The sequence below is a fragment of the Amycolatopsis nigrescens CSC17Ta-90 genome, from assembly GCF_000384315.1.
GTDB lineage: Bacteria > Actinomycetota > Actinomycetes > Mycobacteriales > Pseudonocardiaceae > Amycolatopsis > Amycolatopsis nigrescens.
In genome coordinates this window covers 1,037,327-1,062,966 of record NZ_ARVW01000001.1, presented here as the reverse complement: position 1 = coordinate 1,062,966, position 25,640 = coordinate 1,037,327, and the positions used below count along the sequence as shown (strand labels likewise).

Below are 25,640 nucleotides of genomic sequence, written 5' to 3'. Positions count from 1 at the left end.
GGGCTTCCTCCGCCTTGCCAACTGACCGAATGGACGGTTAATAGTGTGTCGGCAAGTAAAGGTACCGCCCAACCCGGTGTCAAGAGGAGAGAATCATGAGCGAGCTCGGCACGACCCCGGCGACCGTCGGCGTCCTCGGTGGTGGCCGGATGGGCGCCGGTATCGCGCAGGTGTTCGCCGCGGCCGGTTCGGCGGTGTCCGTGCTGGAGAGCGACGACGCGGCCGCGGACGTCGCCCGCGACCGGGTGCTGACCGGGCTGCGCCGGGCCGCCGAACGCGGCAAGCTGGACGGCGAGCCCGAAGCCGTGCTGGAACGGGTCCGGCTGATCACCGACCCGGTCGCGTTGGAGGCCGGCACCGAGCTGGTGGTGGAGGCGGTGCCGGAACGGGCCGAGCTCAAGGTGGCCGTGCTGACCGCGGCCGAGCGGGCCGTCGGCGAGGACGCCGTGCTGGCCAGCAACACCAGCTCGCTGTCCATCGGCGAGCTGGCCGCGGCACTGGCGCGTCCGGCGAACTTCCTCGGCATGCACTTCTTCAATCCGGTGCCGGCGTCGGCGCTGGTCGAAGTGGTGGTGGGCGGTCAGACCTCGGACCGGACCATGCAGCGGGTGCTCGGCTGGGTCGGCGCGCTCGGCAAGGAAAAGGTGGTCGTCCGCGACTCGCCGGGGTTCGCCACCAGCAGGCTCGGGGTGCTGCTCGGCCTGGAGGCGATCCGGATGCTGGAGGAGGAAGTGGCCGACGCGGAATCCATCGATCGGGCGATGGAACTGGGCTACCGGCACCCGATGGGGCCGTTGCGCTCCACCGATCTGGTCGGGCTGGACGTGCGCCTTGCCATCGCGGAGTACCTGCACCGCACCCTCGGTGACCGGTTCGCGCCACCGCGGCTGCTGCGGGACAAGGTCGCCGCCGGGGAACTGGGCCGTAAGAGTGGCAAGGGTTTCTACCGCTGGGACTGAACCGGAAGCGAATCACTCCCGTTGACAGCCAGTGTGGCCTGCTTCACTCTCGGTTCTTTGGATTGTGAGCGGCGAGCACTGGAGCGGACCAGATGATCCTGACGACTCTCGATGTCTTCGACCCACAGGTTTTCGCCCGCGGCCTGCCGCACCGGGAGTTCCGCGTGCTGCGGGACAACATGCCGGTGTATTGGCAGGTGGAGCACGAGGTGGACGACTGGCCCGGTGGGCCCGGTTTCTGGGCGGTGACCAGGCACGCGCACGTCAAGGAGGTGCTGCGGACCCCGGAGGTGTTCTCCTCCGCGCTCGGCGCCACCCAGATCCGCGACCCGGAGCCCGAGGATCTGGCGTTCATCCGCCGGATGATGCTGAACATGGACCCGCCCGAGCACAACCGGCTGCGCCGGCTGGTGTCGGCGGTGTTCACCCGGCGGCGGCTGGAACGGTTCGCCGGGCAGATCGCCGACCGGGCCAGGGCGCTGCTCTCGGCGGTGGCCGGCCGCGGGCACTGCGACCTGCCGGTGGAGGTGACCGACGACTTCCCGCTGCAGAACCTGGCCGACCTGCTCGGCGTCCCGGCGGAGGACCGCGGCCTGCTGCTGCACTGGACCAACCGGGTGATCGGCTACCAGGACCCGGAACACGCGGAGATCGTGCGCGACCAGCACGGGAAGCCGGTGAACCCGCGGTCCCCGGCGATGCTGCGCGACATGTTCGACTACGCCCAGCGGCTGGCCGAGCACAAGCGCGCGCACCCGGCGGACGACCTGATGACCGCGTTGGTGCAGGCGTCTGTGGACGGGCGCGCGCTCGATGACGCCGAGCTGGAGATGTTCTTCTTCCTGGTGGTGGTCGCCGGCAACGACACCGTGCGCAGCGCGCTGCCCGGCGGGGTGCTGGCGCTGCTCGAGCATCCCGAGCAGTACCGCCGGCTGCGGGCCGACCTGCGACTGCTGCCCACGGCGGTGGAGGAGATGCTGCGCTGGCATCCGCCGGTGCTCACCTTCCGGCGCACCGCGACCAGGGACGTGCAGCTCGCCGACGCGCAGATCAAGGCGGGGGACAAGGTGGTGGTCTACCACGCGTCGGCGCACTACGACGAGCGCGCGTTCGACGAGCCGTACCGGTTCGACGTGGCAAGGCACCCGAACGACCATCTCGCCTTCGGGCAGGGGCCGCACCAGTGCCTCGGCGCCCAGTTCGGCCGGCTGCAGCTGCGGATCTTCTTCCGCGAGCTGCTCACCCTGCTGCCCGAGGTGCGTCTCGACGGCGAGGTGCGCCACCTGACCTCGAACTTCATCAACGGCATCACCCACCTCCCACTCCGCTGGCCCTGACCCCCTACCGGCAAATAGCCGGCTTTTTGCCCTTCGGTGTGGGGGCGAAAAGCCGGCTATTTGCCGTGCTGGGGTGTGCGGAGCAGGGCAGCCGGGTTAGGATAATTACTGAACGCACGGTTGGTAATTCATCCCGGGAGGTCGGCTCGATGGTCTTGCTGCGCAGTTACGTCTCCGGTGCCTGGCACACCCCGGCGGACGAGGGCGCGCCCCTGCACGACGCGGTGACCGGCGAAGTGGTCGCGAGCATCTCCTCGGCGGGCGTCGACATGGCCGCCGCGCTGGAGTACGGCAGGCGGGTCGGCGGCCCGGCGCTGCGCGAGCTGACCTTCCACCAGCGCGCCGCGCTGCTCAAGGCGCTCGCGTCGCACCTGCGCGAGCACCGTGACGAGCTGTACGCGCTCTCCGCGCGCACCGGCGCCACCCTCGGCGACTCGAAGTTCGATGTGGACGGTGGCATCGGCGTGCTGTTCGCCTACAGCAGCAAGGGAAAGCGCGAGCTGCCCAACGACACCGTGTACGTCGAGGGCGCGGTGGAGCCGCTGAGCAAGGGCGGCACCTTCCTCGCCCAGCACATCGCCACCCCGCTGCGGGGGGTCGCGGTCCAGATCAATGCGTTCAACTTCCCGGTCTGGGGCCCGCTGGAGAAGTTCGCGCCGGCGTTCCTGGCCGGGGTGCCGAGCCTGGTCAAGCCGGCCAGCCAGACCGCCTACCTGACCGAGAAGCTGGTCGAGCTGATCATCTCCTCCGGGCTGCTGCCCGAGGGCTCGCTGCAGTTCGTCTGCGGTAGCGCGGGTGACCTGCTCGACCACGTCACCGGCCAGGACCTGGTGTCGTTCACCGGTTCCGCGTCCACCGCGCAGCGGCTGCGCGCGCACCCGGTGATCGTGCGCAACTCGGTCCGGTTCAACGCCGAGGCCGACTCGCTGAACTGCTCGATCCTCGGCCCGGACGCGGTCAAGGGCACCGCGGAGTTCGACCTGTTCGTCAAGCAGCTGGTCACCGAGATGACGGTGAAGGCGGGGCAGAAGTGCACCGCGATCCGGCGCGCCTTCGTGCCGGCCGGGCTGATGGACGACGTGGCGGAGGCGGCCGCCGCGCGGCTGCAAAAGGTCAGCGTCGGCAACCCCGGCACCGAAGGCGTCCGGATGGGCGCGCTGGCCAGCCTGGAGCAGCGGGAAGAGGTGCGCCGTTCGCTGAAGGCGCTGCTGGCCGCGGGGAAGGTGGTCTTCGGCGACCCCGAGCGGGTCGAGGTGGTGGACGCGGACGCCGAGCGCGGCGCGTTCCTCTCGCCGGTGCTGCTGCGCGCGGACGACCCGGACCGGGCCGAGCCGCACGAGGTGGAGGCTTTCGGGCCGGTGTCCACCCTGCTGCCGTACGAGTCCACCGCGCAGGTGATCGAGCTGGCCGCCCGCGGCCAGGGCAGCCTGGCCGGTTCGGTGGTCACCGGCGACGCGGAGTTCGCCCGCGAAGTGGTGCTGGGCGTGGCGCCGTGGCACGGCAGGCTGCTGGTGCTCGACGCCGACGACGCCAAGGAGTCCACCGGGCACGGCTCCCCGATGCCGCAGCTGGTGCACGGCGGTCCCGGCAGGGCCGGCGGCGGTGAAGAGATGGGCGGCATCCGCGGGGTGCTGCACCACATGCAGCGCACCGCGGTGCAGGGCAGCCCGAAGGTGCTGACCGCGGTCACCGGCCGCTGGGTCAGCGGCGCACCGCGGACCGAGGGGACGCACCCGTTCAGGAAGTCCTTGGCGGAGCTGAAGATCGGCGACTCGGTGGTGGCCGGCCCGCGTACCGTCACGCAGCAGGACGTGGACCATTTCGCCGAGTTCACCGGGGACACCTTCTACGCGCACACCGATCCCGAGGCGGCCGCGAAGAACGAGCTCTTCGGCGGCATCGTGGCGCACGGTTACCTGGTGCTCTCGTTCGCGGCGGGGCTGTTCGTCTCGCCGGAGCCAGGGCCGGTGCTGGCCAACTACGGCCTGGAGAACCTGCGCTTCCTCACCCCGGTCAAACCGGGCGACTCGCTCACCGTCACGCTCACCGCGAAGCAGATCACCCCGCGCGAGAACGCCGAGTACGGCGAGGTGCGCTGGGACGCCGACGTGGTCAACGGCGAAGGTGAGTCCGTGGCCAAGTACGACCTGCTGACCCTGGTGGCGAAGGAGCAACCGTGACGTCGACGATCTCCGAAGTGAGCCTGGAACGGCATTTCCAGCACACCATCGAGCGCGACCAGCGGATCGAGCCGAGGGACTGGGTGCCCGACGGCTACCGCAAGACGATGATCCGGCAGATCGCGCAGCACGCGCATTCCGAGATCATCGGCATGCAGCCGGAGGGCACCTGGATCACCAGGGCGCCTTCGCTGCGGCGCAAGGCGATCCTGCTGGCGAAGGTGCAGGACGAGGCGGGCCACGGACTGTACCTGTACTCCGCGGCGGAGACGCTGGGCGCCGACCGCGGGGACCTCACTGAACGGCTGATCAACGGCAGGCAGAAGTACTCGTCGATCTTCAACTACCCGTCGCTGACCTTTGCCGACGTCGGCGTGATCGGCTGGCTGGTGGACGGGGCGGCGATCTGCAACCAGGTCCCGCTGTGCCGCAGCTCCTACGGGCCGTACGCGCGGGCGATGATCCGGATCTGCAAGGAGGAGTCCTTCCACCAGCGGCAGGGCTTCGAGCTGCTGATGACCATGATGCGCGGCACCGCCGGGCAGCGGGAGATGGTGCAGGATGCGGTGGACCGCTGGTGGTGGCCGTCGCTGATGATGTTCGGCCCGCCGGACGCGGACTCCACCAACACCGAGCAGTCGATGGCCTGGAAGATCAAGCGGCACACCAACGACGAGCTGCGCCAGCGGTTTGTCGATATGTCGGTGCCGCAGGCCGAGGCGCTGGGCGTGCGCTTCCCCGACCCCGAGCTGAGGTGGAACGGTGCGCGCGGGCACTACGACTTCGGCGAGATCGACTGGGCCGAGTTCAAGGAAGTGCTCAAGGGCAACGGCCCGTGCAACGCCGAGCGAATCACGAACCGGCGCCGGGCGCACGAGGACGGCGAATGGGTCCGTGCCGCGGCGAGTGCGTACGCGGCGAAACAGGAGGCGAGGAACCGATGAGCTGGCCGTTGTACGAGGTCTTCGTCCGCGGGAAGCGGGGACTGAACCATGTGCACGTCGGCTCGCTGCACGCGGCGGACGACGACATGGCGCTGCGCAACGCCCGCGACCTCTACACCCGGCGCAACGAAGGGGTGAGCATCTGGGTGGTCAGGGCGGCCGACATCACCGCCTCCAGCCCGGACGAGAAGGACCCGTTCTTCGCGCCAAGCGCGGACAAGGTGTACCGGCACCCCACGTTCTACGAGATTCCCGAGAATGTGCCGCATATCTAGGGGAATGAGCTGCCGTGTCCTTTGACAACGCCTACGAGGCGATCACCGAAGAGAACGACTCCCGCTGGGCGTTCGGCACCGGGTTCGCCGAGCCGCTGTCCGGAGTGGACACCACAATTCCGTCCGGAGTGGACGGTGACGAGCTGGCGGCCTACTGCCTGATGCTCGGGGACGACGCGCTGGTCATGTCGCACCGGCTGCAGGAGTGGATCACCCGCGCGCCCGAGCTGGAGGAAGAGGTGGCGCTGGCCAACATCGGCCTCGACCTGCTCGGCCAGGCGCGGCTGCTGCTGGCCAGGGCCGGCCGGGCCGAGGGCGCCGGGCGCGGCGAGGACGAGCTGGCCTTCTTCCGCGCCGAACACGAGTTCCGCAACGTCCGGCTGGCCGAGCAGACCGACGCCGACTTCGCCGGGGTGATCGCCAGGCTGCTGGTGTTCTCCACCTGGCGGCTGGCGCTGCTGGGCAGGCTGGTGACCTCGCGCGACCCGGTGCTCGCGGCGATCGCGGACAAGGGCGTCAAGGAGCTCACCTACCACCGGGACTACGCGGCGCAGTGGACGCTGCGGCTCGGGGACGGCACCGAGTTCTCGCGCGAGCGGATGCGCGACGGGCTGGCCGCGGTGTGGCCGTTCGTCGGCGAACTGTTCACCCCGCACCCGATCGAGCTGCGGCTGACCGGGGTGGCGGTGGACCCGTCCGTGCTGTGGGCGGAGTTCGACGAGGTGCTCGGCAAGGTGCTGCCACTGGCCACTTTGGACCGTCCGAAGGCGAGGGGCGGGGCGGGCCCGCTCGGCCGCGACGGCACGCACACCGAGGCGATGGCGGAGCTGCTGGCCACCCTGCAGAGCGTGCCGCGGGCCCATCCGGGGGCCACGTGGTGAGCCCGGTGCTGCGCGGCGCGCTGGCGGTGGCCGAGACGGTCACCGACCCGGAGCTGCCGATGGTGACGCTGGCCGAGCTCGGCGTGCTGCGCGCGGTCGAGGAGTCCGGCGCCGCGGTGACCGTGTCCATCACGCCGACCTACAGCGGCTGCCCGGCGATGGACACCATGCGCGACGACCTGGAGCACGCGCTGCTCGCCGCGGGGTACCGCGAGGTCGAGGTGCGGACCGTGCTGCGGCCGGCCTGGAGCACCGGGTGGATCACCGAGGCCGGGCGGCGGAAGCTGGCCGAGGCCGGCATCGCGCCACCGGGGGAGGTGCCGCGCCGTGGCGGTGGGCCGGTCCCGCTGACCCTGCACGCGCCGCCGTCGCGGGTGGCCTGCCCGCGGTGCGGTTCGGCGGAGACCGAGCTGCTGTCCGCGTTCAGCGGTACCGCCTGCAAGGCGCTGCGGCGCTGCCGGGGCTGCACGGAACCCTTCGAGCACTTCAAGGAGCACTGACGTGACCGTTACCAGCACCGCGGGCACCCGGCGCCGCACCGGTTTCCATCCGCTGCGGGTCGCCGGGATCGCGCGGCTGTGCGAGGACGCGGTCGCGGTCACCTTCGACGTGCCGGCCGAGCTGGCCGACGAGTTCCGGTTCGCGCCGGGGCAGTCGCTGACCCTGCGGCGCCGGGTGGACGGCCGCGAGGAGCGGCGGTCGTACTCGATCTGCGCGCCGGCCGGTGCCGCGCCGCGGATCGGGGTGCGCGAGGTGCCCGGCGGGCTGTTCTCCAGTTGGCTGGTGCACGAGCTGCGGCCGGGGGACGAGGTCGAGGTGCAGGGGCCGACCGGGAACTTCGTGCCGGACACCGAGACCCCGGGGCACCACGTGCTGATCGCGGCCGGCTCCGGGATCACCCCGGTGCTGTCCATCGCCGCTTCGCTGCTGCGGAACCCGGAGATCACGGTCACCGTGCTCTACGGCAACCGGCGGGCCGCCACGGTGATGTTCGCGGACGAGCTGGCGGATCTGAAGGACTCCTGCCCGAGCAGGCTGGAGCTGGTGCACGTGCTCTCCCGCGAGCCGCGTGAAGCGGAGCTGTTCACCGGGCGGTTGGACGCGGCGAAACTGCGCGAGCTGCTGGCCGCGCTGGTGCCGGTGCCCGAGGTGGCGCACTGGTGGCTGTGCGGGCCGTACGGCATGGTCACCGACGCCCAGGACGTGCTGAGCGGGCTCGGTGTGCCGTCTTCGCTGGTGCACCAGGAACTGTTCTATGTGGACGATCTCCCGCCGGCCCCGGTGCGGCACGAGGAGGCCCGGATCGAGGGGGCGACCAGCGAGGTCACCGTGCTGCTGGACGGCAGGGCGAGCACGATGGCGCTGCCGGTGGACCAGCCCGTGCTGGACGGCGCGCAGCGGTCCAGGCCGGACCTGCCGTTCGCCTGCAAGGGCGGGGTCTGCGGCACCTGCCGGGCCAAGGTCACCGACGGCAAGGTGGAGATGCGCCGCAACTTCGCCCTCGAACAGTCCGAAGTGGACGCTGGTTTCGTGCTCACCTGCCAGTCCCTGCCCCTGACCCCCACCCTCACCGTCGACTACGACTCCTGACTCTCCCCGCTGTCCGTGAAGGCCACCTTGCCTACCTTCAAGGTAGGCAAGGTGGCCTTCACGGACTGGGATCAGCGGGTGCTGCGGAGGATGACGGGGGCGCCGGCGCTCAGCATGACGGCCCAGGTGGTGGCGCCGCTGGGCGTGGTCGCGATGGCCCGGGGGTAGCCGCGGCCGGGTGCGGCTACCGGGTTCCACTGGATGCCGTCCCAGTGCGTGAAGACCGGGGTGTCGCCGTAGCCGCCGCTGAGCCACGCGCGGCCTTCCCGGTCGACGGCCAGCCCGGTCACCGAAGTCGTCACGGAGTCCGCGGGAAGATCGGGCAGCACGGTCCAGCGGTGGCCGTCCCAGAGCTGGACGACCGGGCGGACCACGCTGTTCGTCTCGTTGTGCTGACCGGCCAGCCAGACCCGCCCGTCCGGCAACGCGGCCACGGCGATGCCCTTGTCGATCCGGCCCGGCAGTCCGGTGATGTCCAGCGACGTCCAGCTCGTGCCGTCCCAGTGCGCCAGCAGCGGGATGTTGCCGCCGCTGCGGCTGGTCCAGCCGGTCGCCCAGACGTCATCCGCACCGGTCGCCGCGACCGAGGTGAAGCGGCCGATGGTGGTGCCCGCGGCGTTCGGCAGGTCCGTGGTCGTCCAGGTGTCCCCGGCGCGGTGCAGCACGACCGGGTTGGCATTGGGCCCGTTCACCCGGATGCCCACCGCCCACAGCTCGTCCGCGCCGGCCGTGGTCACCGCCTGGAACTCCACCCCGCTGAGCGGTTCGCCGGTGGGCACCAGCGACCACGGGCCGCCGTCGCTGTGCAACACGGTGCCGAAGTTCGGGTTGGGGTAGACACCGGGGTCGGTGCCGACCGCCCAGAGGTCGGTGGTGCTCACCGCGGCCACCCCGTTCAGCGTGACCCGGCGGGCCAGCGGTGCGTCCGCGACGCTCCACGCCTTCTGGTCCCAGTGCTCGATCAGGGTGCCGGTTTCCGCCCGGCCCACGGTCCACGCCTGGTCCTCGCCGAGCGTCGCGACCCCGCTGAGGTCGGTGCCGCCGGGCAGCGCCGGCGATTCGACGACCTCGAACGCGGTGGGCACCGGCACCCCCGCCTCCGCGATCGCCGGGCTGAGCAAGAGGCCGCAGGCGGCAACGGCCAGCACTCGTTTCATGATCCCCTCCAGGTAACGGGCATTCCCTCGGCGATGCGCCCCGCAGCACGCCCCTGGCAACAGCACGATCAGCCGGCCCGCCTGGTTGCCATCGAAGATCAGGTTTCTGACCGGCGCGATCAAGCGGACGCAGCGAAGGCCACCTTCGCTGCGTTCAACGCAGGCAAGGTGGCCTTCGCTGCATACCGGCGTGAAGGGCTAGTCGGCTTCGAGGTCGCCTTCGACGCGGAGGTAGACGTCGCGCAGCCGGGCGAGCAGGTCGGGGTCGGGCTCGGCCCAGAGGCCGCGGTCGGCGGCCTCGGTGAGCCGCTCGATGATGCCGCGCAGCGCCCACGGGTTGGCCTTGGCCAGGAACTCCTGGTTCTCGGCGTCCAGCACGTAGGACTCGCTCAGCTTCTCGTACATCCAGTCGTCCACCACCCCGGCGGTGGCGTCGAAACCGAACAGGTAGTCCACCGTCGCGGCCAGCTCGAACGCGCCCTTGTAGCCGTGCCGGCGCATCGCGGAAAGCCAGCGCGGGTTGACCACCCTGGCCCGGAACACCCGCGCGGTCTCCTCGCCGAGCGTCCTGGTGCGCACCGCGTCCGGGGTGGTGCTGTCGCCGACGTAGGAGGTCGGCGCCTTGCCGGTGAGCGCCCGCACGGTGGCGATCATGCCGCCGTGGTACTGGAAGTAATCGTCGGAGTCGGCGATGTCGTGCTCGCGGGTGTCGGTGTTCTTCGCCGCCACCTCGATCCGGCGGTAGGAGCTCTCCATGTCGTCCCTGGCCGGGCGGCCGTCCAGGCCGCGGCCGTAGGCGAAGCCGCCCCACACCGCGTACACCTCGGCGAGGTCCGCGTCGTCGCGCCAGTTGCCGGAGTCCATCAGCGGCAGCAGCCCGGCACCGTAGGCACCCGGTTTCGAGCCGAAGATGCGAGTGGTGGCTCGCCGCTCGTCCCCGTGCGCGGCCAGGTCGGCGCGGGTGTGCGCGCGCACGAAGTTCTGCTCGGCGGGTTCGTCCAGGCCGGCGACCAGCCGCACCGCGTCGTCCAGCAACGCGATCACGTGCGGGAAGGCGTCCCGGAAGAACCCGCTGATCCGCACCGTCACGTCGATCCGCGGCCTGCCCAGTTCGGCGAGCGGGATCGCCTCGATCCCGGTGACCCGCCGCGACGCCTCGTCCCAGACCGGCTGGACACCCAGCAGGGCGAGGACTTCCGCGGCGTCGTCGCCGGAGGTCCGCATGGCCGAGGTGCCCCAGACCGACAGCCCGACCGAACGCGGCCACTCTCCGGTGTCTTCGCGGTAGCGCCGCAGCAGCGAATCGGCCAGCGCCTGCCCGGTCTCCCAGGCCAGCCTGCTCGGGATCGCCTTGGGGTCCACGGTGTAGAAGTTGCGCCCGGTGGGCAGCACGTTGATCAGCCCGCGCAGCGGCGAACCGCTCGGCCCGGCCGGGATGTAGCCGCCGTCCAGCGCGTGCAGCACGGCGTCGATCTCACCGTCGGTGCCGGCCAGCCGGGGCACGACCTCCTTCGCGGCGAAGGTGAGCACAGCGCCGACGGACTCGTCGTCGCAGACGTGAGGCACCGCCTCGGGGTCCCAGGAGCGTGCCTCCATGGCTTCCACGAGTGCACGCGCCCGCTGCTCGATATCGTCCACTTCGGATAGTGGAGCGTCGCTGTTCTCCTTGAGCCCCAAGGCGGACCGCAAACCCGGTACCGCACCCTGCTGGCCGCCCCACATCTGCTTGGCGCGCAGCATGGCCAGCACCAGGTTCACCCTGGCCTCGCCGGCCGGCGCCTCGCCGAGAATGTGCAGGCCGTCCCGGATCTGGGCGTCCTTCACCTCGCACAGCCAGCCGTCGATGTGCAGCAGGAAGTCGTCGAACTCCGCGTCGTGCGGCCGCTCGTCCACGCCGAGGTCGTGGTCCAGCTTCGCGGCCTGGATCAGGGTCCAGATCTGGGCGCGGATGGCGGGCAGCTTCGCCGGGTCCATCGCGGCGATGTTCGCGTGCTCGTCGAGCAGCTGCTCCAGCCTGGCCAGGTCGCCGTAGGACTCGGCGCGGGCCATCGGCGGGATCAGGTGGTCCACGATGGTGGCGTGCGCACGGCGTTTCGCCTGCGCGCCCTCACCGGGGTCGTTGATCAGGAACGGGTAGACCATCGGCAGGTTGCCCAGCACCGCGTCCGGGGCGCAGGACGCGGACAACCCGGCGGTCTTGCCCGGCAGCCACTCCAGCGAGCCGTGCTTGCCGAGGTGCACCACCGCGTGCGCGCCGAATTCCTGCTCCAGCCAGCGGTAGGCGGCCAGGTAGTGATGGCTCGGCGGCAGGTCCGGATTGTGGTAGATGGCCACCGGGTTCTCGCCGAAACCCCGCGGCGGCTGGATCATCAGCACCAGGTTGCCGGCCTGCAGCGACGCCAGCACGATCTCGCCGCCGGAGTCCTTCGAGTGGTCCACGTACAGCTCGCCGGGCGGCGGTCCCCACTGCCCGGTCATCTCGTCGCGCAACTCCGCCGGTAGCGCGTCGAACCACTCGCGGTACTTCGCCGCGCTGATCCGGATCGGGTTGCCGGCCAGCTGCTCCTCGGTGAGCCATTCGGGGTCCTGGCCGCCGGCCGCGATCAGCGCGTGGATCAGCGCGTCGCCGTCCGGCTGCTCGGTGCCGGTCGGTTCCACCCCCGGGAACGGGTCGTCACCGAGGACGTAACCGGCGTCCCGCATGGCGCGCAGCAGTTTCACCGCGGAAGCCGGGGTGTCCAGGCCGACCGCGTTGCCCACCCGCGAATGCTTGGTCGGATAGGCGGACAGCATCAGCGCGATCCGGCGCTCGGCCGGGGGAGTGTGCCGCAGCCTGGCGTGCGCCAGCGCGATCCCGGCCACCCGCGCCGCGCGCTCGGGATCGGGCTGGTACCTCGGCAGCCCGTCGTCGTCGATCTCCTTGAAGGAGAACGGCACCGTGCTCAGCCTGCCGTCGAACTCGGGCACCGCCAGCTGGTTGCCCGCGTCCAGCGGGGACAGCCCCTCGTCATTGGCGGCCCAGGTCTCCCGGTCGCTGGTCAGGCAGAGCGCCTGCAGGGTCGGGACGTCCAGCGCGGCCAGCTCGGCCACGTCCCACGCCTCGTCGCCCCCGCCCGCACCCGCCTCCGACGGCCGGGTGCCGCCGGCCGCGAGCACGGTGACCAGCAGGGCGTCCGCCCGGCGCAGCTCGGCCATCATCACCGGCTCACGGGTGCGCAGCGACGCGCAGTGGATCGGCAGCGCCTGCCCACCGGCGTCCTCCACGGCGTCGGCCAGCGCCTCGACGAAAGCGGTGTTCCCGGACAGGTGATGCGCCCGGTAGTAGAGGATCGCGACCACCGGGCCCTCGGTGCGGCGGGCAGGCCGGTCCAGGACACCCCAGAGCGGCTGCTCGGCGGGCGGGGCGAACCCGTCGCCGGTGAGCAGCAGGGTGTCGGAGAGGAACCGGTGCAGCTGGGTGAGGTTCTCCGGGCCGCCCTGGGCGAGATAGCGGTGCGCTTCGGTGGCGATCCCGGCCGGTACCGACGACAGCTTCATCAGCTGCGCGTCCGGCGCCTGCTCACCGCCGAGCACCACCACGTGCGCGCCACTGGCCCGGACCAGCGCCAGTCCCTCGGCCCAGGACCGCTCCGACCCGAGGATGCGCACCACCACGATCGGTGCGCCGTCCAGCAGGGCGGGCAGCTCGGCGAGGTCCAGCCGCGCCGGGTTGGCCAGCCGGTAGTCCTGGGCGCTGGCCCGTGCGCTGAGCAGATCGGTGTCCGAAGTGGACAGCAACAGGATCACGGTGCCGCGTCTCCTCCTCGGGGTGTCCTCGCCCCGGGTAGCAGTGCGCGCGGGCCGGAGTTCCTGGCTGCCGGAGTCGCCTCCGGTCACAGTGGCGGGACCGCCCCGGACTCGCACCGGGTTCCTCCACCTGCCTGCGCGTGTGGTCGCGACTCACCTTACGCGGTGTTGGCCGCGTCACCGATGCGCGGGAACGGGGCGGTGGAGAAGATCACCTCCACCGCCACCTCGAAGTACTCCGCGATCCGCAGGGCCAGATAGAGGCTCGGGCTGTACTCGCCGCGCTCCAGGTACCCGATGGTCTGGTAGTGCACGCCCAGCGCCTCGGCGAGCTGGCGCCGCGAGATCCCCCGCTCCGCCCGCAGCATGGCGATGCGGTTGTAGATCGTCTCGCTGCTCATGACTCCTCCGCGGGAAGGAGTACGTCGTCGCTGCTCATGACTCGCTACCTATCCCACCCGTTGCATCGCCTTTTCCCGCCGTGCCGCCACCGACGACCCCGACTCCCGCCTCGCCATCCGGCGTAACACGATAGGCGCCAGCACCAATCCGATCACGGCCCATACCCCCAGCACGCCCAGGGTCTCCAGGTGCCGCCAGGACTGCCCGATCTCGACGGCCACCGCGTCCACGGGCAGCAGCGCCGAGCGCATGCCGAGGCCGAGCCAGTACATCGGGAACACCTGGGCCACCACCTGCAGCCAGTCCGGCATCGCGGTGATCGGGTAGAACACCCCGGAGATCGCGCCGAGCCCCAGCACGGGCAGCATGATCAGGCCGAGGTTGCGCGCGTTCGTGGTGAGCGAGCCGAGCACGGCGCCGACCGGCATGGTGGCGACCAGCCCGAACACCAGCACCCAGAGCAGGCCCAGCCAGGAACCCAGACCGCCGGTGGCCAGGCCGTCGAAGAGGAACAGGCTGGGGATCAGGGTGAGCAGCATGCCCACCACGGCCGCCCCGGAGACCGAGAGCACCTTGCCGACCAGGTAGCCGAGCATCCCGTTCGGGGTGGCCTTGGCCCGCAGCAGGGTGCCGTCCTCCCGTTCCACGGCGAGCACGCCCGCCATGCCGAGCATGCCGCTGAACATCACGCCCGCGCCCAGCACGCTGGGCACCGTCATGGTGCCGAGCGAGATGTTCGTGCCCGGGATGGACGAGCCGCGCATGAAGATCATCACGACCAGGAAGATGATCGCCGGGAAGATCATGTTGAACACGTCTTCGCGGTTGGTCAGCTGCTGGCGGAACTCGATCCAGCCGCGGCTCAACCCGGCCCGTGCCGCCACCACGGTGGGACTCATGCTGCTCATCACGCGTTCACCTCCGCGAGGTTGTGCACGGCGACCGGCTCGCTGCCCGACTCGGCCTGCCGAACCAGGGTCATGTAGGTGTCCTCCAGCGAGGCGCGGCGGACCTCGAGCTCCTCGATCGCCTCGCCGTGCTGCTTGAACAGCTCGAACACGTACTTGGTGGACTCGGTGGTGGAATGCACGAACCGCTGCCCGTCGCGGGTCCAGCGCACCTCCGCCTCCCCGGCGATCCGGCGGCTCAGCGCGTCGGCCGAGCCGTCCGCGATGATCCGGCCCGCGGTCAGGATCAGGATCCGGTCGGCCAGCTTCTCGGCCTCGTCCAGATCGTGCGTGGTGAGCAGGATGGTGGTGTCGTCGTCGGCGAGCCGGTGCACCAGCTCGTGGAACTCCCGGCGCGCCTCCGGGTCCAGTCCGGCCGTCGGCTCGTCCAGGAACAGCAGCTCCGGCCGTCCGACGATGCCGATCGCCACGTCCAGGCGCCGCCGCTGGCCGCCGGAGAGCATCTTGATCTTTTTGTGCGCGTGCTCGGTCAGCCCGACCGCGGCCACCAGCTCGTCGGTGTCCCACGGCCGCTGGATGCGGTCGGTGGAGTAGCAGCGGTAGTACGAGCCGAGGTGCGCGAGCAACTCGCGCACCCGCCACTTGCCGTGGTCCCGCCAGGATTGGAGCACGACCCCCAGCCGCGCCCGCCATTCCTCGCTGCCGTGTGCCGGGTCGATACCGAGCACCGAGACCTCGCCGTCGGACCGCATCCGGAAGCCTTCGAGGATCTCGATCGTGGTGGTCTTGCCCGCGCCGTTCGGCCCGAGCAGGCTGATCACCTCGCCCCGGCGCGCCTGCAGGCTCACCCCGTGCAGCACGTCCGTGCTGCCGTAGCGCATCCGGAGATCCCGGACGTCGAGCACCACATCTTCGCTCGTGGTCATCAATGGTCACCCCCATCTAAGTGATGCGGTGAAACGTAGCACACCTACTACATCCGATCATAAGGGTGCTCTGCGTGTCCGGGTGTTCGAGGGTGCCCATCTACAGTGATGGCCATGGTCGATCCGGTGCGCGCGCGAGCTGACGCGTGCCCGGGTGTTTTCGCCACCCACGACGCCGCGGACGGCGCGCTGGCCAGGGTCCGGCTGCCGGGCGGGCGGCTGAGCGCGGCGCAGGCGAACGTGATCGCGGACTGTGCCGAGGACTTCGGCGACGGCGCGGTGCACCTGACCTCACGCGGAAACCTCCAGCTGCGCGGGGTGCGCGGGGACGGGCTGGTGCGCCGCCTGTCCGGCGCCGGCCTGCTCCCGTCGCCCGCGCACGAGCGGGTCCGCAACTACCTCGCCTCGCCGGGCAGCGCGTGGTGCGGGCGGCTGGCCGCGGAGCTGGACGCCGCGGTCTGCGCCCGCCCGGAGCTGGCCGCGCTGCCCGGCCGGTTCCTGTTCGCCCTCGACGACGGCTCCGGGGACGTTTCCGCGGAAGGCGCGGACGTCTGCTGGCGTGCGCTGGGACCGGGTACCGGGGCGCTGCTGCTGGCCGGCGTCGACACCGGGCTCCGGATCCCGGCCACGCGGGCGGTGGCGGCGCTGGTGCTGGCCGCGGGCACTTTCGTGGCGGTGCGCGGCGACGCCTGGCGGGTGCGTGAGTCGCCGGAAGCCGCGGTCGCGCTGACGGCGGCCGTCGCCGGGCAGGGGGAGTTCACGGCGCCGGTGGACCTGCCGGCGTCGAAACCGGTGCCGGGGGACGTCTTCCCGTTGTTCGGGCTGCTTTCCGCGGCACGGCTGCGATTGCTGGCCACCTGCAGCGGCGAACTGGTGGTGACCCCGTGGCGGTCGGTGGTGCTGCCGGGTGCCGGGCGGCGGGAACTCGCCGGGTTCGGGCTGCCGGTGGTCGAGAACGGGATCAGCGCGTGCATCGGCAGCCCCGGCTGCGCGAAGTCCGCGGCCGACGTGCGGTCGGACGCTCGGCGGCTGAGCGCGACGGGCGTGCGCGCGCATTTCGCCGGCTGCGAGCGCCGCTGCGGCAGGCCGAAGGGCGAGCATGCTGACGTGCTCGCCGTGCAGGGCGGCTACCGCGTCGACGGTGTTTTCGTGCCACTAGACCGACTCGCGACAACCATGCAGGTCAAAGGTCGTGAGTGAAAAGTGTTGCCAGGACAACACTTTTCACTCACGAGCAGGAAAGGGTAAGCGTGACCGAGTATCTCAGGGACGGGGCGGAGATCTATCGCCGTTCCTTCGCCACCATCAGGGCCGAGGCCGATCTCGGCGGCCTGCCCGAGGACGTCGCGGTGGTCGCGGTGCGGATGATCCACGCCTGCGGTCAGGTCGACCTGGCCGCCGATCTCGGTTACTCCCCGGATGTGGTGAAGGCGGGCCGTGCGGCGCTGCGGGACGGGGCGCCGGTGCTCTGCGACGCGAACATGATCGCCAGCGGGGTGACCAGGAAACGGTTGCCCGCGGACAACGAGGTCCGCTGCACGCTGTCCGACCCGCGGGTGCCGGAGCTGGCCGAGCGCCTTGGCACCACCAGGAGTGCGGCGGCGCTGGAGCTCTGGCGGGACCGGCTGCCGGGCTCGGTGGTGGCCATCGGCAACGCGCCCACCGCGTTGTTCCGGTTGTTGGAGCTGATCGACGAGGGCGCCGGGGCGCCGGCCGCGGTGATCGGCGTGCCGGTCGGTTTCGTCGGCGCGCTGGAGTCCAAAGTGGAGCTCGCGCGGCTGGCGCCGTCGCCCTACCTGGTGGTGCACGGCCGCCGCGGTGGCAGCGCGATGGCGGTGGCCGCGGTGAACGCGATGGCGAGTGAGGTCGAATGAGCGGGACCTTGTGGGGCGTGGGGCTGGGGCCCGGCGACCCGGAGCTGATGACGGTCAAGGCCGCCAGGGTGATCGGCGAGGCGGACGTGATCGCCTACCACAGCGCCAGGCACGGCCGCAGCATCGCGCGTTCGGTGGCGGAGCCGTACTTGCGCGAGGGGCAGCTCGAAGAAGCGCTCGTCTACCCGGTGACCACCGAGACCACCGACCATCCCGGCGGTTACGAGGGCGCCATCGCGGAGTTCTACGAGCTGTGCGCGAAACGGCTGGCCGGGCACCTGGACGCCGGCCGTGACGTGGTGCTGCTGTGCGAGGGCGACCCGTTCTTCTACGGCTCCTACATGTACATGCACGAGCGGCTCGCCGACCGGTACGACGCCCGCGTGATCCCCGGGGTGACCTCGGTGAGCGCGGCCTCGTCGGTGCTGGGCAGGCCGCTGGTGCAGCGGGACGAGGTGCTGACCGTGCTGCCCGGCACGCTGCCCGCGCCGGAGCTGGCGCGCAGGCTGGCCGACACCGACGCCGCCGCGGTGCTCAAGCTGGGCCGCACCTTCGGTTCGGTGCGCGAGGCGCTGGCCGAAGCGGGCAAGCTCGACGAGGCTCTGTACGTGGAACGGGCCACCTGGGGCGCGCAACGGGTGGCGCCGCTGGCCGAGGTGGACCCGGAGTCGGTGCCGTACTTCTCGCTGGCCATGCTGCCCAGCCCGGCCTATTCGGCGCGGAAGGCCGCGCCGGTGGTACCGGAAGCCTCGCGCACCGGGGGCGAGGTGGTGGTCGTCGGGCTCGGTCCGGCCGGACCGCAGTGGCTCACGCCGGAGGCGCGCGAAGCGCTGGAGGCCGCCGAACATCTGGTCGGGTACGGCCCTTACCTGGCGAAGGTGCCCCAGCTTGCGGGTCAGCAGCGACACGCGTCCGGGAACAGGGTAGAGGCGGATCGTGCCGTGGAGGCGCTCCGGCTCGCGGCCGGAGGCGGCCGGGTCGCAGTGGTGTCCTCGGGCGATCCGGGGGTGTTCGCGATGGCGTCGGCGGTGCTCGAACAGGCCGCGCTGGGCCGGGCCGAAGGCGCGGAGTGGGCGGACGTGCCGGTGCGGGTGCTGCCCGGGGTGACGGCCGCGCAGGCGGCCGCGTCGCTGGTGGGCGCGCCGCTCGGGCACGACTACTGCGTGCTTTCGCTGTCCGACCGGCTCAAGCCGTGGGAGGTCATCGAGCGGCGGCTGGACGCGGCCGGGGCCGCGGATCTGGTGCTGGCGCTGTACAACCCGGCGTCCCGCAGCCGGGTTGTACAGCTGGAGCAGGCCAGGCAGGTGCTGCTGCGGCACCGCGCGCCGGAGACGCCGGTGGTCGTCGCCCGTGACGTGGGCGGGCCCGAGCAGTCGGTGCGGGTGACCACCTTGGCCGCCCTCGATCCGTCCGAAGTGGACATGCGCTGCCTGCTGATCATCGGCTCGTCCCGCACCAGGGCCGACCAGCACGGCGTCTGGACCCCCAGGAGCTACTGACGCTCCGGGTGCCCCGGCCCGGGGCACCCGGAGACGGTGAGTCGCCAGAGGGTTCGTCGTTGTCGTTCAGCTCGGCTTCGATCAGGGCGGCGAGTTGGCCCTCGACGAGCACCGGCGGCGGGCACGCGGGCCAGTTCGGGCGGGAGTGCGAGTCCGTTCTCCGCCATGATCCGGCGCAGCGCCGGGTTCCAGATGGTGGCCTCGGACGAGGACTGGTGCGGCGGCACCAGTCCCTCGATGTCGAGAAGATCGGGGTAAGCCCTTTCATGCTGATAGAGGAACTGCGTCATCCACCTTTCGCCAGCCGGTGGCAGTTCCACGCCTGCGGCACCACGTCGATTCCGTTGGAATAGCGCGCGACTCGTTTCAGCCGCCGGTCGAGGTAGTTCGCGACTTCCCTGCGTCGGTCTTGTGCTGCGCCAGATAGATCGCGTTGGTGGCCAGGCCGTCTTCCTCCCTGTCTTCCAGGGCTCTGCCCGGCTGGATCCGGCATCCGTGCGACAGTTCGGATCACGCGGTGACAGGAACTCCCGGCACTGCTGTTCACACTTTTGGTGGTTGTTTTCTTGGTATTATGGAGCTAACCGATTGATTCTTTTCAGGGGGTTGTAATGTTAAGAAGATTGGGTCCGGAGCCGGGTGATGAAGTGTTGTCGCCGTCTCGGTTTTTCGGGTTGTCCGCGGAGGTGATCGACGGGTTCGATGACGTCGGGTCGGTGGATGCCGTGGCGGCTTGTCGCCGGTTGCGGTGTCAGATTGATGCGGTGGAAGTTCGTTTCGTCGCGCGGTTTTCCGCGCTGCGGGGCGGGGCGCGATCCGTTGTCGATGAGCTGGCGCCGGAGCTGCGGTTGTCGCGTGAAGCCACCGCTACCCGAGTGGCGTTGTCGGTCGCGCTGGTGACTCGGTTGCCATGTTTGCTGGCGGCAATGGAGGAGGGTGAGCTGGATATCGGCAAAGCCCGCCAGGCCTTCGATGGTATCGCCGTTTTACCGGATGAGCTGGTGGGTGAAGCCGACCGTTTGCTTGCCGAGCGGATTGGCCAGAAGAGCCCGTCGAATTGGCGCAAAGCAGTCACGCACGTGGTCGCGGGTCTGGACCCGGAAGGCCAGAAGACCCGAGCCGCTGCCCGCCGCCTTGATCGCAAGGTGGAGTTGATCCACGAGCCGGATGCGATGGCGTCGCTGTGGGCGTACCTTCCCGCGGAGATCGCTACCGCGGTGTATGCGCGGGTGGATGCTCTGGCCCGCAAGCTCCACACCCGGGATGAGCCGCGCACGATGGATCAGCTTCGCGCGGATGTGTGCACCGAGTTGCTGCTCGGTCAGCATGGCGGTATCGATGGTGTGGCCGCGCAGGTGTTCATCCACATCCCCCTCGACACCGCCCTCGGCCTCCGAGAAGACGGCTGCGAACTGGTCGGTCACGGCCCCATCCCGGGTGAGATCGGCCGCCACCTCATGAACCAACCTGATTCGGTGTGGCGCAAGGTGTTGACCGACCCCGTATCCGGCACCGTCCGGGATGTCGGCCGGACTCGCTACCGGCCACCCGCCGACCTGGCCGAGTTGGTCCAGGTCCGCGACCGCACCTGCCGCGCCCCCGGCTGCAATCGCCCCGCCCAGCGCTGCGACACCGACCACTGCACCGCCTGGTCTCAGGATGGCGACACCTGTGAACACAACCTCTGCTGCCTGTGCCGCTACCACCACCGCCTGAAAGACCAACCCGGCTGGACCTTCGACTTCAACCCCGACACCGCCGACCTCACTGTCACGACTCCGACCGGCCGCACCTACACAACCCGCCCAGAACCTCTCGTCGATCCAGCGGTGCCGTCGTCGAAAAACGACGACGAACCCCCACCCTTCTAGCCATCCGGCCCCGCCCGGCCGAGTAGAACTCGGGAGTTCTTCCTTCCGACACCGCGAGTTCCGCGTTCGCGCAGTGCGAGTTCCTCAGGGGCGGGTCGTGAGTGAAAAGTGTTGCCAGGACAACACTTTTCACTCACGACGCCGCATGACGAGCAGCGGGTCTTCGCTCAGGGTGAGGGCTTCCACCGGGTTCACGGCGCCAAGGGTGAGGCCGTGTTCGGTGAGCAGGCGGACGATCCTGGACGCGGCGTTGCGCCTGCCCGGTTCGCTGGCCCGCATGACCAGGGCCAGCGTGGTGCCGTCCTCGTCCGCGGCGAGCCGGTAGGACGCCGAGCGCACGCTGCGCAGTGCGCGCTCGACGTCCTCGGGCTGAACCTGGCTCACCGGGTCTGCGCTGAGCCGTTCGGCTGACGCGGTCCCGGCCCAGGCGACCACCAGCCGCTCTGCATCTCCTTGCCGCGGACCACCGTCGGCGTGGTGCCCTCGGTGTACGGCTCGATGCTCTTCAGCTGGCCCCACGGCTGACCTGGCTCACCCAGCAGGAAGCTCGGCACCTCGGGCTCGTCGGCCAGCTCCTCCAGGAAGCCGTTCGGCCCGCCGCCCTCGTTGCCGGCTACGCCGCCCTCACCGGCCAGCGGGCCGGCGGTGATCCGGTACTTCGGCACGTCCGAGATCCCGTCCTTGGACTGGACCGGGTTGATGCAGGGGTACACGAAGGACGATGGCCAGTCCATGTACACCGGCTCGTTGCCGACCCGCTCGGTGAGCGTGGTGAAACTGGGCACGCGCGGCGCGGTGACCGCGACCCAGCCGTCCTCGGTCAGGTCGTCGTCCTTGGCGACCACCCGGACCAGGTTCGAGCCGGGCGGCGCGTTGCGCAGGTCCAGCCGCACGTCGCCCCAGCTGCCGGTGCCGCCGCCGGTGCCGAGCACCTGCTGGCTCTGCAGCACCCGCACGCCCTCCGGGGTCTCCGTGCCGAACTCCACCGACACCGTGGTGGCCTTGTCGCTCGCGGCGGCCACCGCGACCGCGACCTGGCCGTCCGGCTGGTCCTTCGGCACCGCGTACCAGTCCGTGCGCAGCCTGGCGACCGGGGTGTTCGGGTCCCGGTAGCTGCTCCACATCGGCACGTCCGAGGTGGTGAACCCGTGCGGCGGGTCGGCCAGCGGGTCGTCGTCCAGGGTGGCCGTGGTATGGAAACCGACCTCGGTCTTGCCGGTGCCGTCGTTCGGCGGCGGCGGAGTGGTCACCACCGGCGAGTCCGGGGAGGGCGGGGCCGGCGGCTGCGCGGGTGGCGGGGTGGCGGGCAGCGTGGTCGCCGCCACCGGTTCCAGCACGCTGGACACCGGGTCCCGCTCCACCATCACGTGGTCGGACAGGTTGCAGTTCTTGCCGGTCAGGTGCGCCACGTTGGCCGCGCCGAGGCTGTAGCTGCTCCACTGCTCCTGGATCGCCTTGGCCATGCTGGCGAACTCCAGCGCGGCGACCGCACCGCAGACGGCCACCAGCGACATCGAACCGAGCCGCAGCGACCGGCCGCGGCGTTCCTGCGGTCCCGGCGGCATGTTCGGCCGGTGCGCGCGGACGTTCTCCACGAAGGCGAAGACCGCGGCGACCACCGCGCCAAGCAGCAGCACGCTGGACAGGCCGATCCCGTTGATGGAGATCGGTTTGTCGTTCCACGGCACGCCGATGTTGGACACGAACCAGTAGGAGTTCGGCCCGGTGGCGGCCAGCGCGGCCATCACCAGCAGCCCGGCCAGGAACGCGGCCCGGTTGCGTTTCGAGCGCAGCACGGTGGAACTGGTGGCCAGCGCGGTGAGCGCGGCCATCGCCGCACCGACCGCGGCGAAGGCACCGAAGTGGTGCGTCCACTTGGTCGGGGTCAGCGTCAGCATCAGGAAGAACAGCGCCACGGTGCCGATCAGCCGCCGGGCCGGGCCCAGCGCGGCTCCCTGGATCCGGCCGCGCCGCAGCAGCACCACCAGGCAGGTACCGGTGCACAGCACCAACAGCAGCACCGGGAACCGGCGTGACAACGAACCGTCCGCCGAGTTCGCGAACAGCAGCTCGTAGCGGGAAAGCTCCTCGAACCAGGACAGGCTGGGCCCGACCTGGGTGCGCAGCCTGCTCGCCTCCAGCACGCTGGCGAAGGTCTGGTCGGCGAAGATCACCACCAGCACCAGCAGCCCGGAACCGAGGATCGGCGCGAGCACCGGCAGCCAGCCCTCCTTGGCGCGGCTGCGCAGGAGCTGGAACAGCGGCCTGGCGGCGACCAGGAACGGGGCCACCGCGATCAGCCCGGTCGGGGTGGCGGCCAGGGTGAAGGCGGCCGCCAGCAGCCCGAGGCACAGCGGCAGCATCCGCCGGGTGACCAGGGTCCGCTCCACCGCGCACAGCGCGAGCAGCGAGCCGACCGCGGCCACCGGCTCCGGCCGGACCCCGTTGTTGTAGGGCATCCACCAGACCAGGAACACCGCGGCGGCGGCCCAGCCCGCCGCGCGGCTGACCCGGACCTGGCTGCCCAGCCTGGGCATCACCTCACGGCTGATCAGCAGCCAGCTGATCACGCCGAGCAGGAAGGACGGCAGTCTGATCCACGGCGGCACCGTGCTGACGTGCGCCATCAGTTCGTACACGTGGTAGAACCAGCCGAACGGCGCCTCCGCCACTCCGAACCAGCGGTGGTAGTTCGGCAGGAAGCCGGCGTGCTCGGTGACTCTGGCCATGGTCAGGATGTAGCCGTCGTCCGAGGTCACCGGGCCGATGAAGACCCAGGCGCCGAGCGCCAGGATGACCGTGGCGTCCCGTCCGGTCAGCCGCCACCAGCCGACCGGCGCCCAGCGCGGCGCCCGACGCGCGTTGCCGCGGTCCAGCCGGTTGACCGCGATCAGGCAGCCGATCAGGGCCAGCACGCCGACCGCGCCGACGGCGATCTTCCAGCCGGTCGGTGAGGACTGGTAGCGGGTGTCCGGGGTGATCTCGACCTGCAGCCCGGCGGTCGGGTCCTTGGCGCCGGCGATGTCGGTGAAGATGCCCACCACGCGCGGGCGGGCATCGCCGTTGACGTCGTAGATCGGGGTGCCGGCCACGGACAGCGTGGTGCGTTCCGCGGTCGAGCTGATCCGCACGTCGCAGCCGGACGGCGGCAGCGGCTGCCTGGCCACCTGCTGGCCCCGGTTGGACGCGGTGAGCAGGCCCCGGTCGATGCTCAGCTGCATGCCGGCGCCGTTCTCGGCCCTGGCTGGCGGGATGGTGGAGAACAGCAGCACCGAACCGGAGGTGCGCTCGTCCACCGACTTGACCGTCTCGCAGGGCAGGTTGACCTGGATGTCCTGCGCCCAGTAGCCGGTCAGGGGGGCGTTGACCGAGGTGGTGTCGGTGCCCGACGGCCAGACGATCTTGGCTGTGTCCTGCCAGACCGGCAGAAACGGGAATGCCAAAGCAGCCCCGGCGGCTATCAGGCCCAGAACGAGCGCCAGCCGCCGCCACATCCGGTGGCGGGATCTGCCGGCACTGCTCGTCTCCGGGCTTTCGAGCTCGGGGTCTGTCACCTCATCACGGGCCTTTGAAGGCGGCCTGGTGGCGATCCGCATTGCAGCAACGCTATCGCCCGGCCCTGTGATACCCGCGTGGGGCTACTCCGTTTGCTCATCGGACTGGCGAGTAAGGAACCGTTCGCGGTGCACCGCGGCGGCCAGTGGACGACGGCTTCGCCAACCATGTCTCTCCAGGTCAGGGGCATCTTGGAGGGTGTGCACGGGGCCGAGGCAGAGCCACGCCACCGGCCGGATCCCGGCGGGCACGGCGAGCAGTTCACGCAGGTGCTCCTCACGGTAGAAGCTGACCCAGCCCACGCCGAGGCCCTCGGCGGTGGCCGCCAGCCACAGGTTCTGGATGGCGAGGCAGACCGAGTACAGCCCGGCGTCCGCGATGGCGTGCCGGCCGAGCACGTCCGGAGCGCCGCGGGTGGGGTCGTAGGTCACCACCACGCCGAGGCTGGACTCCAGGATGCCCTCGATCTTGATCTTGCCGAAGGTGCCGTTGCGCTCGGCGGACAGCGAGCCGGCGAACGCCTCGCGCTCGGCGAGCACGTGCTCGCGGAACGCGCGACGGGTGTCCTCGGCCGCTACCAGCACGAAGTCCCACGGCTGGGTGAGCCCGACACTCGGTGCGGCGTGTGCCGCGGCCAGCACCCTGGTCAGCACGTCCTCCGGGATCGGCTCGCCGGTGAACTCCGCGCGGACGTCGCGGCGGCGCTCCAGGACGCGGTAGAAGGCGTTGAGCTCGTCGTTCATGGTGTTCCTCGCAGTACCCAGTTGGCGGCCGCCTCGACGGTCTCCACGGTGCGGGCCGCCGGCCGGGGCGGGCGGCGGACGACCACCACGGGCAGGCCGAGCGTACGGGCGGCGGTGAGCTTCGCCGAGGTGTGCGTGCCGCCGCTGTCCTTGGTGACCAGCACGTGGATCCGATGCTCGCGGAGCAGGGCCGATTCCCCTTCCAACAGGTACGGGCCGCGGTCGAGGAGCAGCTCGAACCGGGGCGGGAGCGGCGGGCCCGGCGGGTCGACGCAGCGGGCCAGAAACCATAGGTCCCGAAGGTGCGCGAAGGCGGACAAGCCCTGCCGCCCGGTGCTGAGGAAGACCCGTTTGCCCAGGTCCGGCAGCATATTCGCGGCCTCCGCCAGCGAGCCCGCCCAGTGCCAGTCGTCCTCCGGGCCTTCCTGCCAGCCCAGCCGTTGCAGCCGCAGCAGCGGCACCCCGGCCAGCCGCGCGGCGGTGACCGCGTTGCCGCCGATCTTCTCCGCGAACGGATGTGTGGCATCCACCACAGCGGTCACGCCCAACTCGGCCAGCCACCGCGCCAAGCCCTGCACACCGCCGAAACCGCCCATCCGCACTTCCCCGGTGGGCAGCCGGGGACTGCTCACCCGCCCGGCCAGCGAGGACACCACGCCGATCCCGCGCCGATGCAGTTCGGCGGCCAGTTCGCGGGCCTCCGCGGTGCCTCCCAGCAGCAGTACGAGGGTCATGCGGTGATACTGCCCGCGA

General features: G+C 70.9%; 21 protein-coding genes and 1 riboswitch. Of the genes, 12 read left to right on the top strand and 9 right to left on the bottom strand.

Annotated elements, in window-relative coordinates:
* Positions 1-95 precede the first annotated feature (95 nt).
* The 8 genes from AMYNI_RS0104885 (at position 96) to paaE (ending at position 8,166) form a co-directional block, all read left to right on the top strand.
* Positions 96-959, top strand: coding sequence for a 3-hydroxyacyl-CoA dehydrogenase family protein (locus tag AMYNI_RS0104885; RefSeq protein ID WP_020666862.1), 864 nt, complete (start codon positions 96-98; stop codon positions 957-959).
* Between the two features lie 92 nt (positions 960-1,051).
* Positions 1,052-2,296 carry a cytochrome P450 gene (locus AMYNI_RS0104880; protein WP_020666861.1) on the top strand — a complete coding sequence of 415 codons (1,245 nt, stop codon included), beginning with the start codon at positions 1,052-1,054 and terminating at the stop codon, positions 2,294-2,296.
* A gap of 149 nt (positions 2,297-2,445) precedes the next feature.
* The gene (paaZ, locus tag AMYNI_RS0104875; RefSeq protein WP_020666860.1) at positions 2,446-4,476 is read left to right on the top strand and encodes a phenylacetic acid degradation bifunctional protein PaaZ; all 2,031 of its coding nucleotides are present in this window, start codon (positions 2,446-2,448) and stop codon (positions 4,474-4,476) included.
* A complete protein-coding gene (gene paaA, locus AMYNI_RS0104870; RefSeq protein WP_020666859.1) occupies positions 4,473-5,420 on the top strand; it encodes a 1,2-phenylacetyl-CoA epoxidase subunit PaaA in 948 nt (315 codons plus the stop codon). The genes paaZ and paaA overlap by 4 nt, the downstream gene beginning before the upstream one ends.
* Positions 5,417-5,695 (top strand): 1,2-phenylacetyl-CoA epoxidase subunit PaaB, encoded by a 279-nt coding sequence (gene paaB, locus AMYNI_RS0104865; protein WP_020666858.1) that lies wholly within the window; start codon positions 5,417-5,419, stop codon positions 5,693-5,695. The genes paaA and paaB overlap by 4 nt, the downstream gene beginning before the upstream one ends.
* Before the next feature lie 14 nt (positions 5,696-5,709).
* On the top strand, positions 5,710-6,576 hold the full coding sequence (paaC, locus tag AMYNI_RS0104860; RefSeq protein WP_020666857.1) for a 1,2-phenylacetyl-CoA epoxidase subunit PaaC: 867 nt from the start codon (positions 5,710-5,712) through the stop codon (positions 6,574-6,576).
* Positions 6,573-7,076, top strand: coding sequence for a 1,2-phenylacetyl-CoA epoxidase subunit PaaD (paaD, locus tag AMYNI_RS0104855; protein ID WP_020666856.1), 504 nt, complete (start codon positions 6,573-6,575; stop codon positions 7,074-7,076). The genes paaC and paaD overlap by 4 nt, the downstream gene beginning before the upstream one ends.
* Before the next feature lies 1 nt (position 7,077).
* A complete protein-coding gene (gene paaE / locus AMYNI_RS0104850; protein WP_020666855.1) occupies positions 7,078-8,166 on the top strand; it encodes a 1,2-phenylacetyl-CoA epoxidase subunit PaaE in 1,089 nt (362 codons plus the stop codon).
* A 71-nt stretch (positions 8,167-8,237) separates the two neighbouring features.
* On the opposite strand, the gene AMYNI_RS0104845 is transcribed toward paaE, so the two are convergent.
* From AMYNI_RS0104845 to AMYNI_RS0104825, 5 genes are all read right to left on the bottom strand, one after another.
* Entirely contained in the window at positions 8,238-9,323 is a 1,086-nt protein-coding gene (locus AMYNI_RS0104845; protein ID WP_157357251.1) for a hypothetical protein, read from the bottom strand.
* A 198-nt stretch (positions 9,324-9,521) separates the two neighbouring features.
* Positions 9,522-13,109: a cobaltochelatase subunit CobN gene (cobN, locus tag AMYNI_RS0104840; RefSeq protein ID WP_020666853.1), complete on the bottom strand. Its 3,588-nt coding sequence runs from the start codon at positions 13,107-13,109 to the stop codon at positions 9,522-9,524.
* A gap of 57 nt (positions 13,110-13,166) precedes the next feature.
* A riboswitch (cobalamin riboswitch) is annotated at positions 13,167-13,236 on the bottom strand.
* A 31-nt stretch (positions 13,237-13,267) separates the two neighbouring features.
* Entirely contained in the window at positions 13,268-13,510 is a 243-nt protein-coding gene (locus AMYNI_RS0104835) for a helix-turn-helix transcriptional regulator (protein WP_020666852.1), read from the bottom strand.
* A gap of 48 nt (positions 13,511-13,558) precedes the next feature.
* On the bottom strand, positions 13,559-14,410 hold the full coding sequence (locus tag AMYNI_RS0104830; protein WP_026360064.1) for an ABC transporter permease: 852 nt from the start codon (positions 14,408-14,410) through the stop codon (positions 13,559-13,561).
* 8 nt (positions 14,411-14,418) lie between these two features.
* A complete protein-coding gene (locus AMYNI_RS0104825) occupies positions 14,419-15,345 on the bottom strand; it encodes an ABC transporter ATP-binding protein (protein ID WP_026360063.1) in 927 nt (308 codons plus the stop codon).
* A gap of 114 nt (positions 15,346-15,459) precedes the next feature.
* Here AMYNI_RS0104825 and AMYNI_RS0104820 point away from each other — a divergent pair, with 114 nt between their 5' ends.
* From AMYNI_RS0104820 to AMYNI_RS47935, 4 genes are all read left to right on the top strand, one after another.
* Positions 15,460-16,545: a precorrin-3B synthase gene (locus AMYNI_RS0104820; protein ID WP_026360062.1), complete on the top strand. Its 1,086-nt coding sequence runs from the start codon at positions 15,460-15,462 to the stop codon at positions 16,543-16,545.
* 50 nt (positions 16,546-16,595) lie between these two features.
* Positions 16,596-17,219 (top strand): precorrin-8X methylmutase, encoded by a 624-nt coding sequence (locus AMYNI_RS0104815; protein ID WP_020666848.1) that lies wholly within the window; start codon positions 16,596-16,598, stop codon positions 17,217-17,219.
* Entirely contained in the window at positions 17,216-18,718 is a 1,503-nt protein-coding gene (locus tag AMYNI_RS0104810) for a precorrin-2 C(20)-methyltransferase (protein WP_026360061.1), read from the top strand. Before AMYNI_RS0104815 ends, AMYNI_RS0104810 begins: the two co-directional genes overlap by 4 nt.
* A 611-nt stretch (positions 18,719-19,329) precedes the next feature.
* The gene (locus AMYNI_RS47935; protein WP_084628282.1) at positions 19,330-20,589 is read left to right on the top strand and encodes an HNH endonuclease signature motif containing protein; all 1,260 of its coding nucleotides are present in this window, start codon (positions 19,330-19,332) and stop codon (positions 20,587-20,589) included.
* A 129-nt stretch (positions 20,590-20,718) separates the two neighbouring features.
* Here the strand turns inward: AMYNI_RS47935 and AMYNI_RS0104800 are convergent, their stop codons facing one another.
* The 4 genes from AMYNI_RS0104800 to AMYNI_RS0104785 form a co-directional block, all read right to left on the bottom strand.
* Positions 20,719-20,973, bottom strand: a complete 255-nt coding sequence (locus AMYNI_RS0104800) for a hypothetical protein (RefSeq protein ID WP_157357250.1) — start codon at positions 20,971-20,973, stop codon at positions 20,719-20,721.
* Entirely contained in the window at positions 20,970-24,083 is a 3,114-nt protein-coding gene (locus AMYNI_RS0104795) for an arabinosyltransferase domain-containing protein (protein WP_020666844.1), read from the bottom strand. The genes AMYNI_RS0104800 and AMYNI_RS0104795 overlap by 4 nt, the downstream gene beginning before the upstream one ends.
* 144 nt (positions 24,084-24,227) lie before the next feature.
* Positions 24,228-24,887 carry a 5,6-dimethylbenzimidazole synthase gene (bluB, locus tag AMYNI_RS0104790; protein WP_020666843.1) on the bottom strand — a complete coding sequence of 220 codons (660 nt, stop codon included), beginning with the start codon at positions 24,885-24,887 and terminating at the stop codon, positions 24,228-24,230.
* Positions 24,884-25,621, bottom strand: a complete 738-nt coding sequence (locus AMYNI_RS0104785; protein WP_026360058.1) for a cobalt-precorrin-6A reductase — start codon at positions 25,619-25,621, stop codon at positions 24,884-24,886. Before AMYNI_RS0104785 ends, bluB begins: the two co-directional genes overlap by 4 nt.
* Positions 25,622-25,640 lie beyond the last annotated feature (19 nt).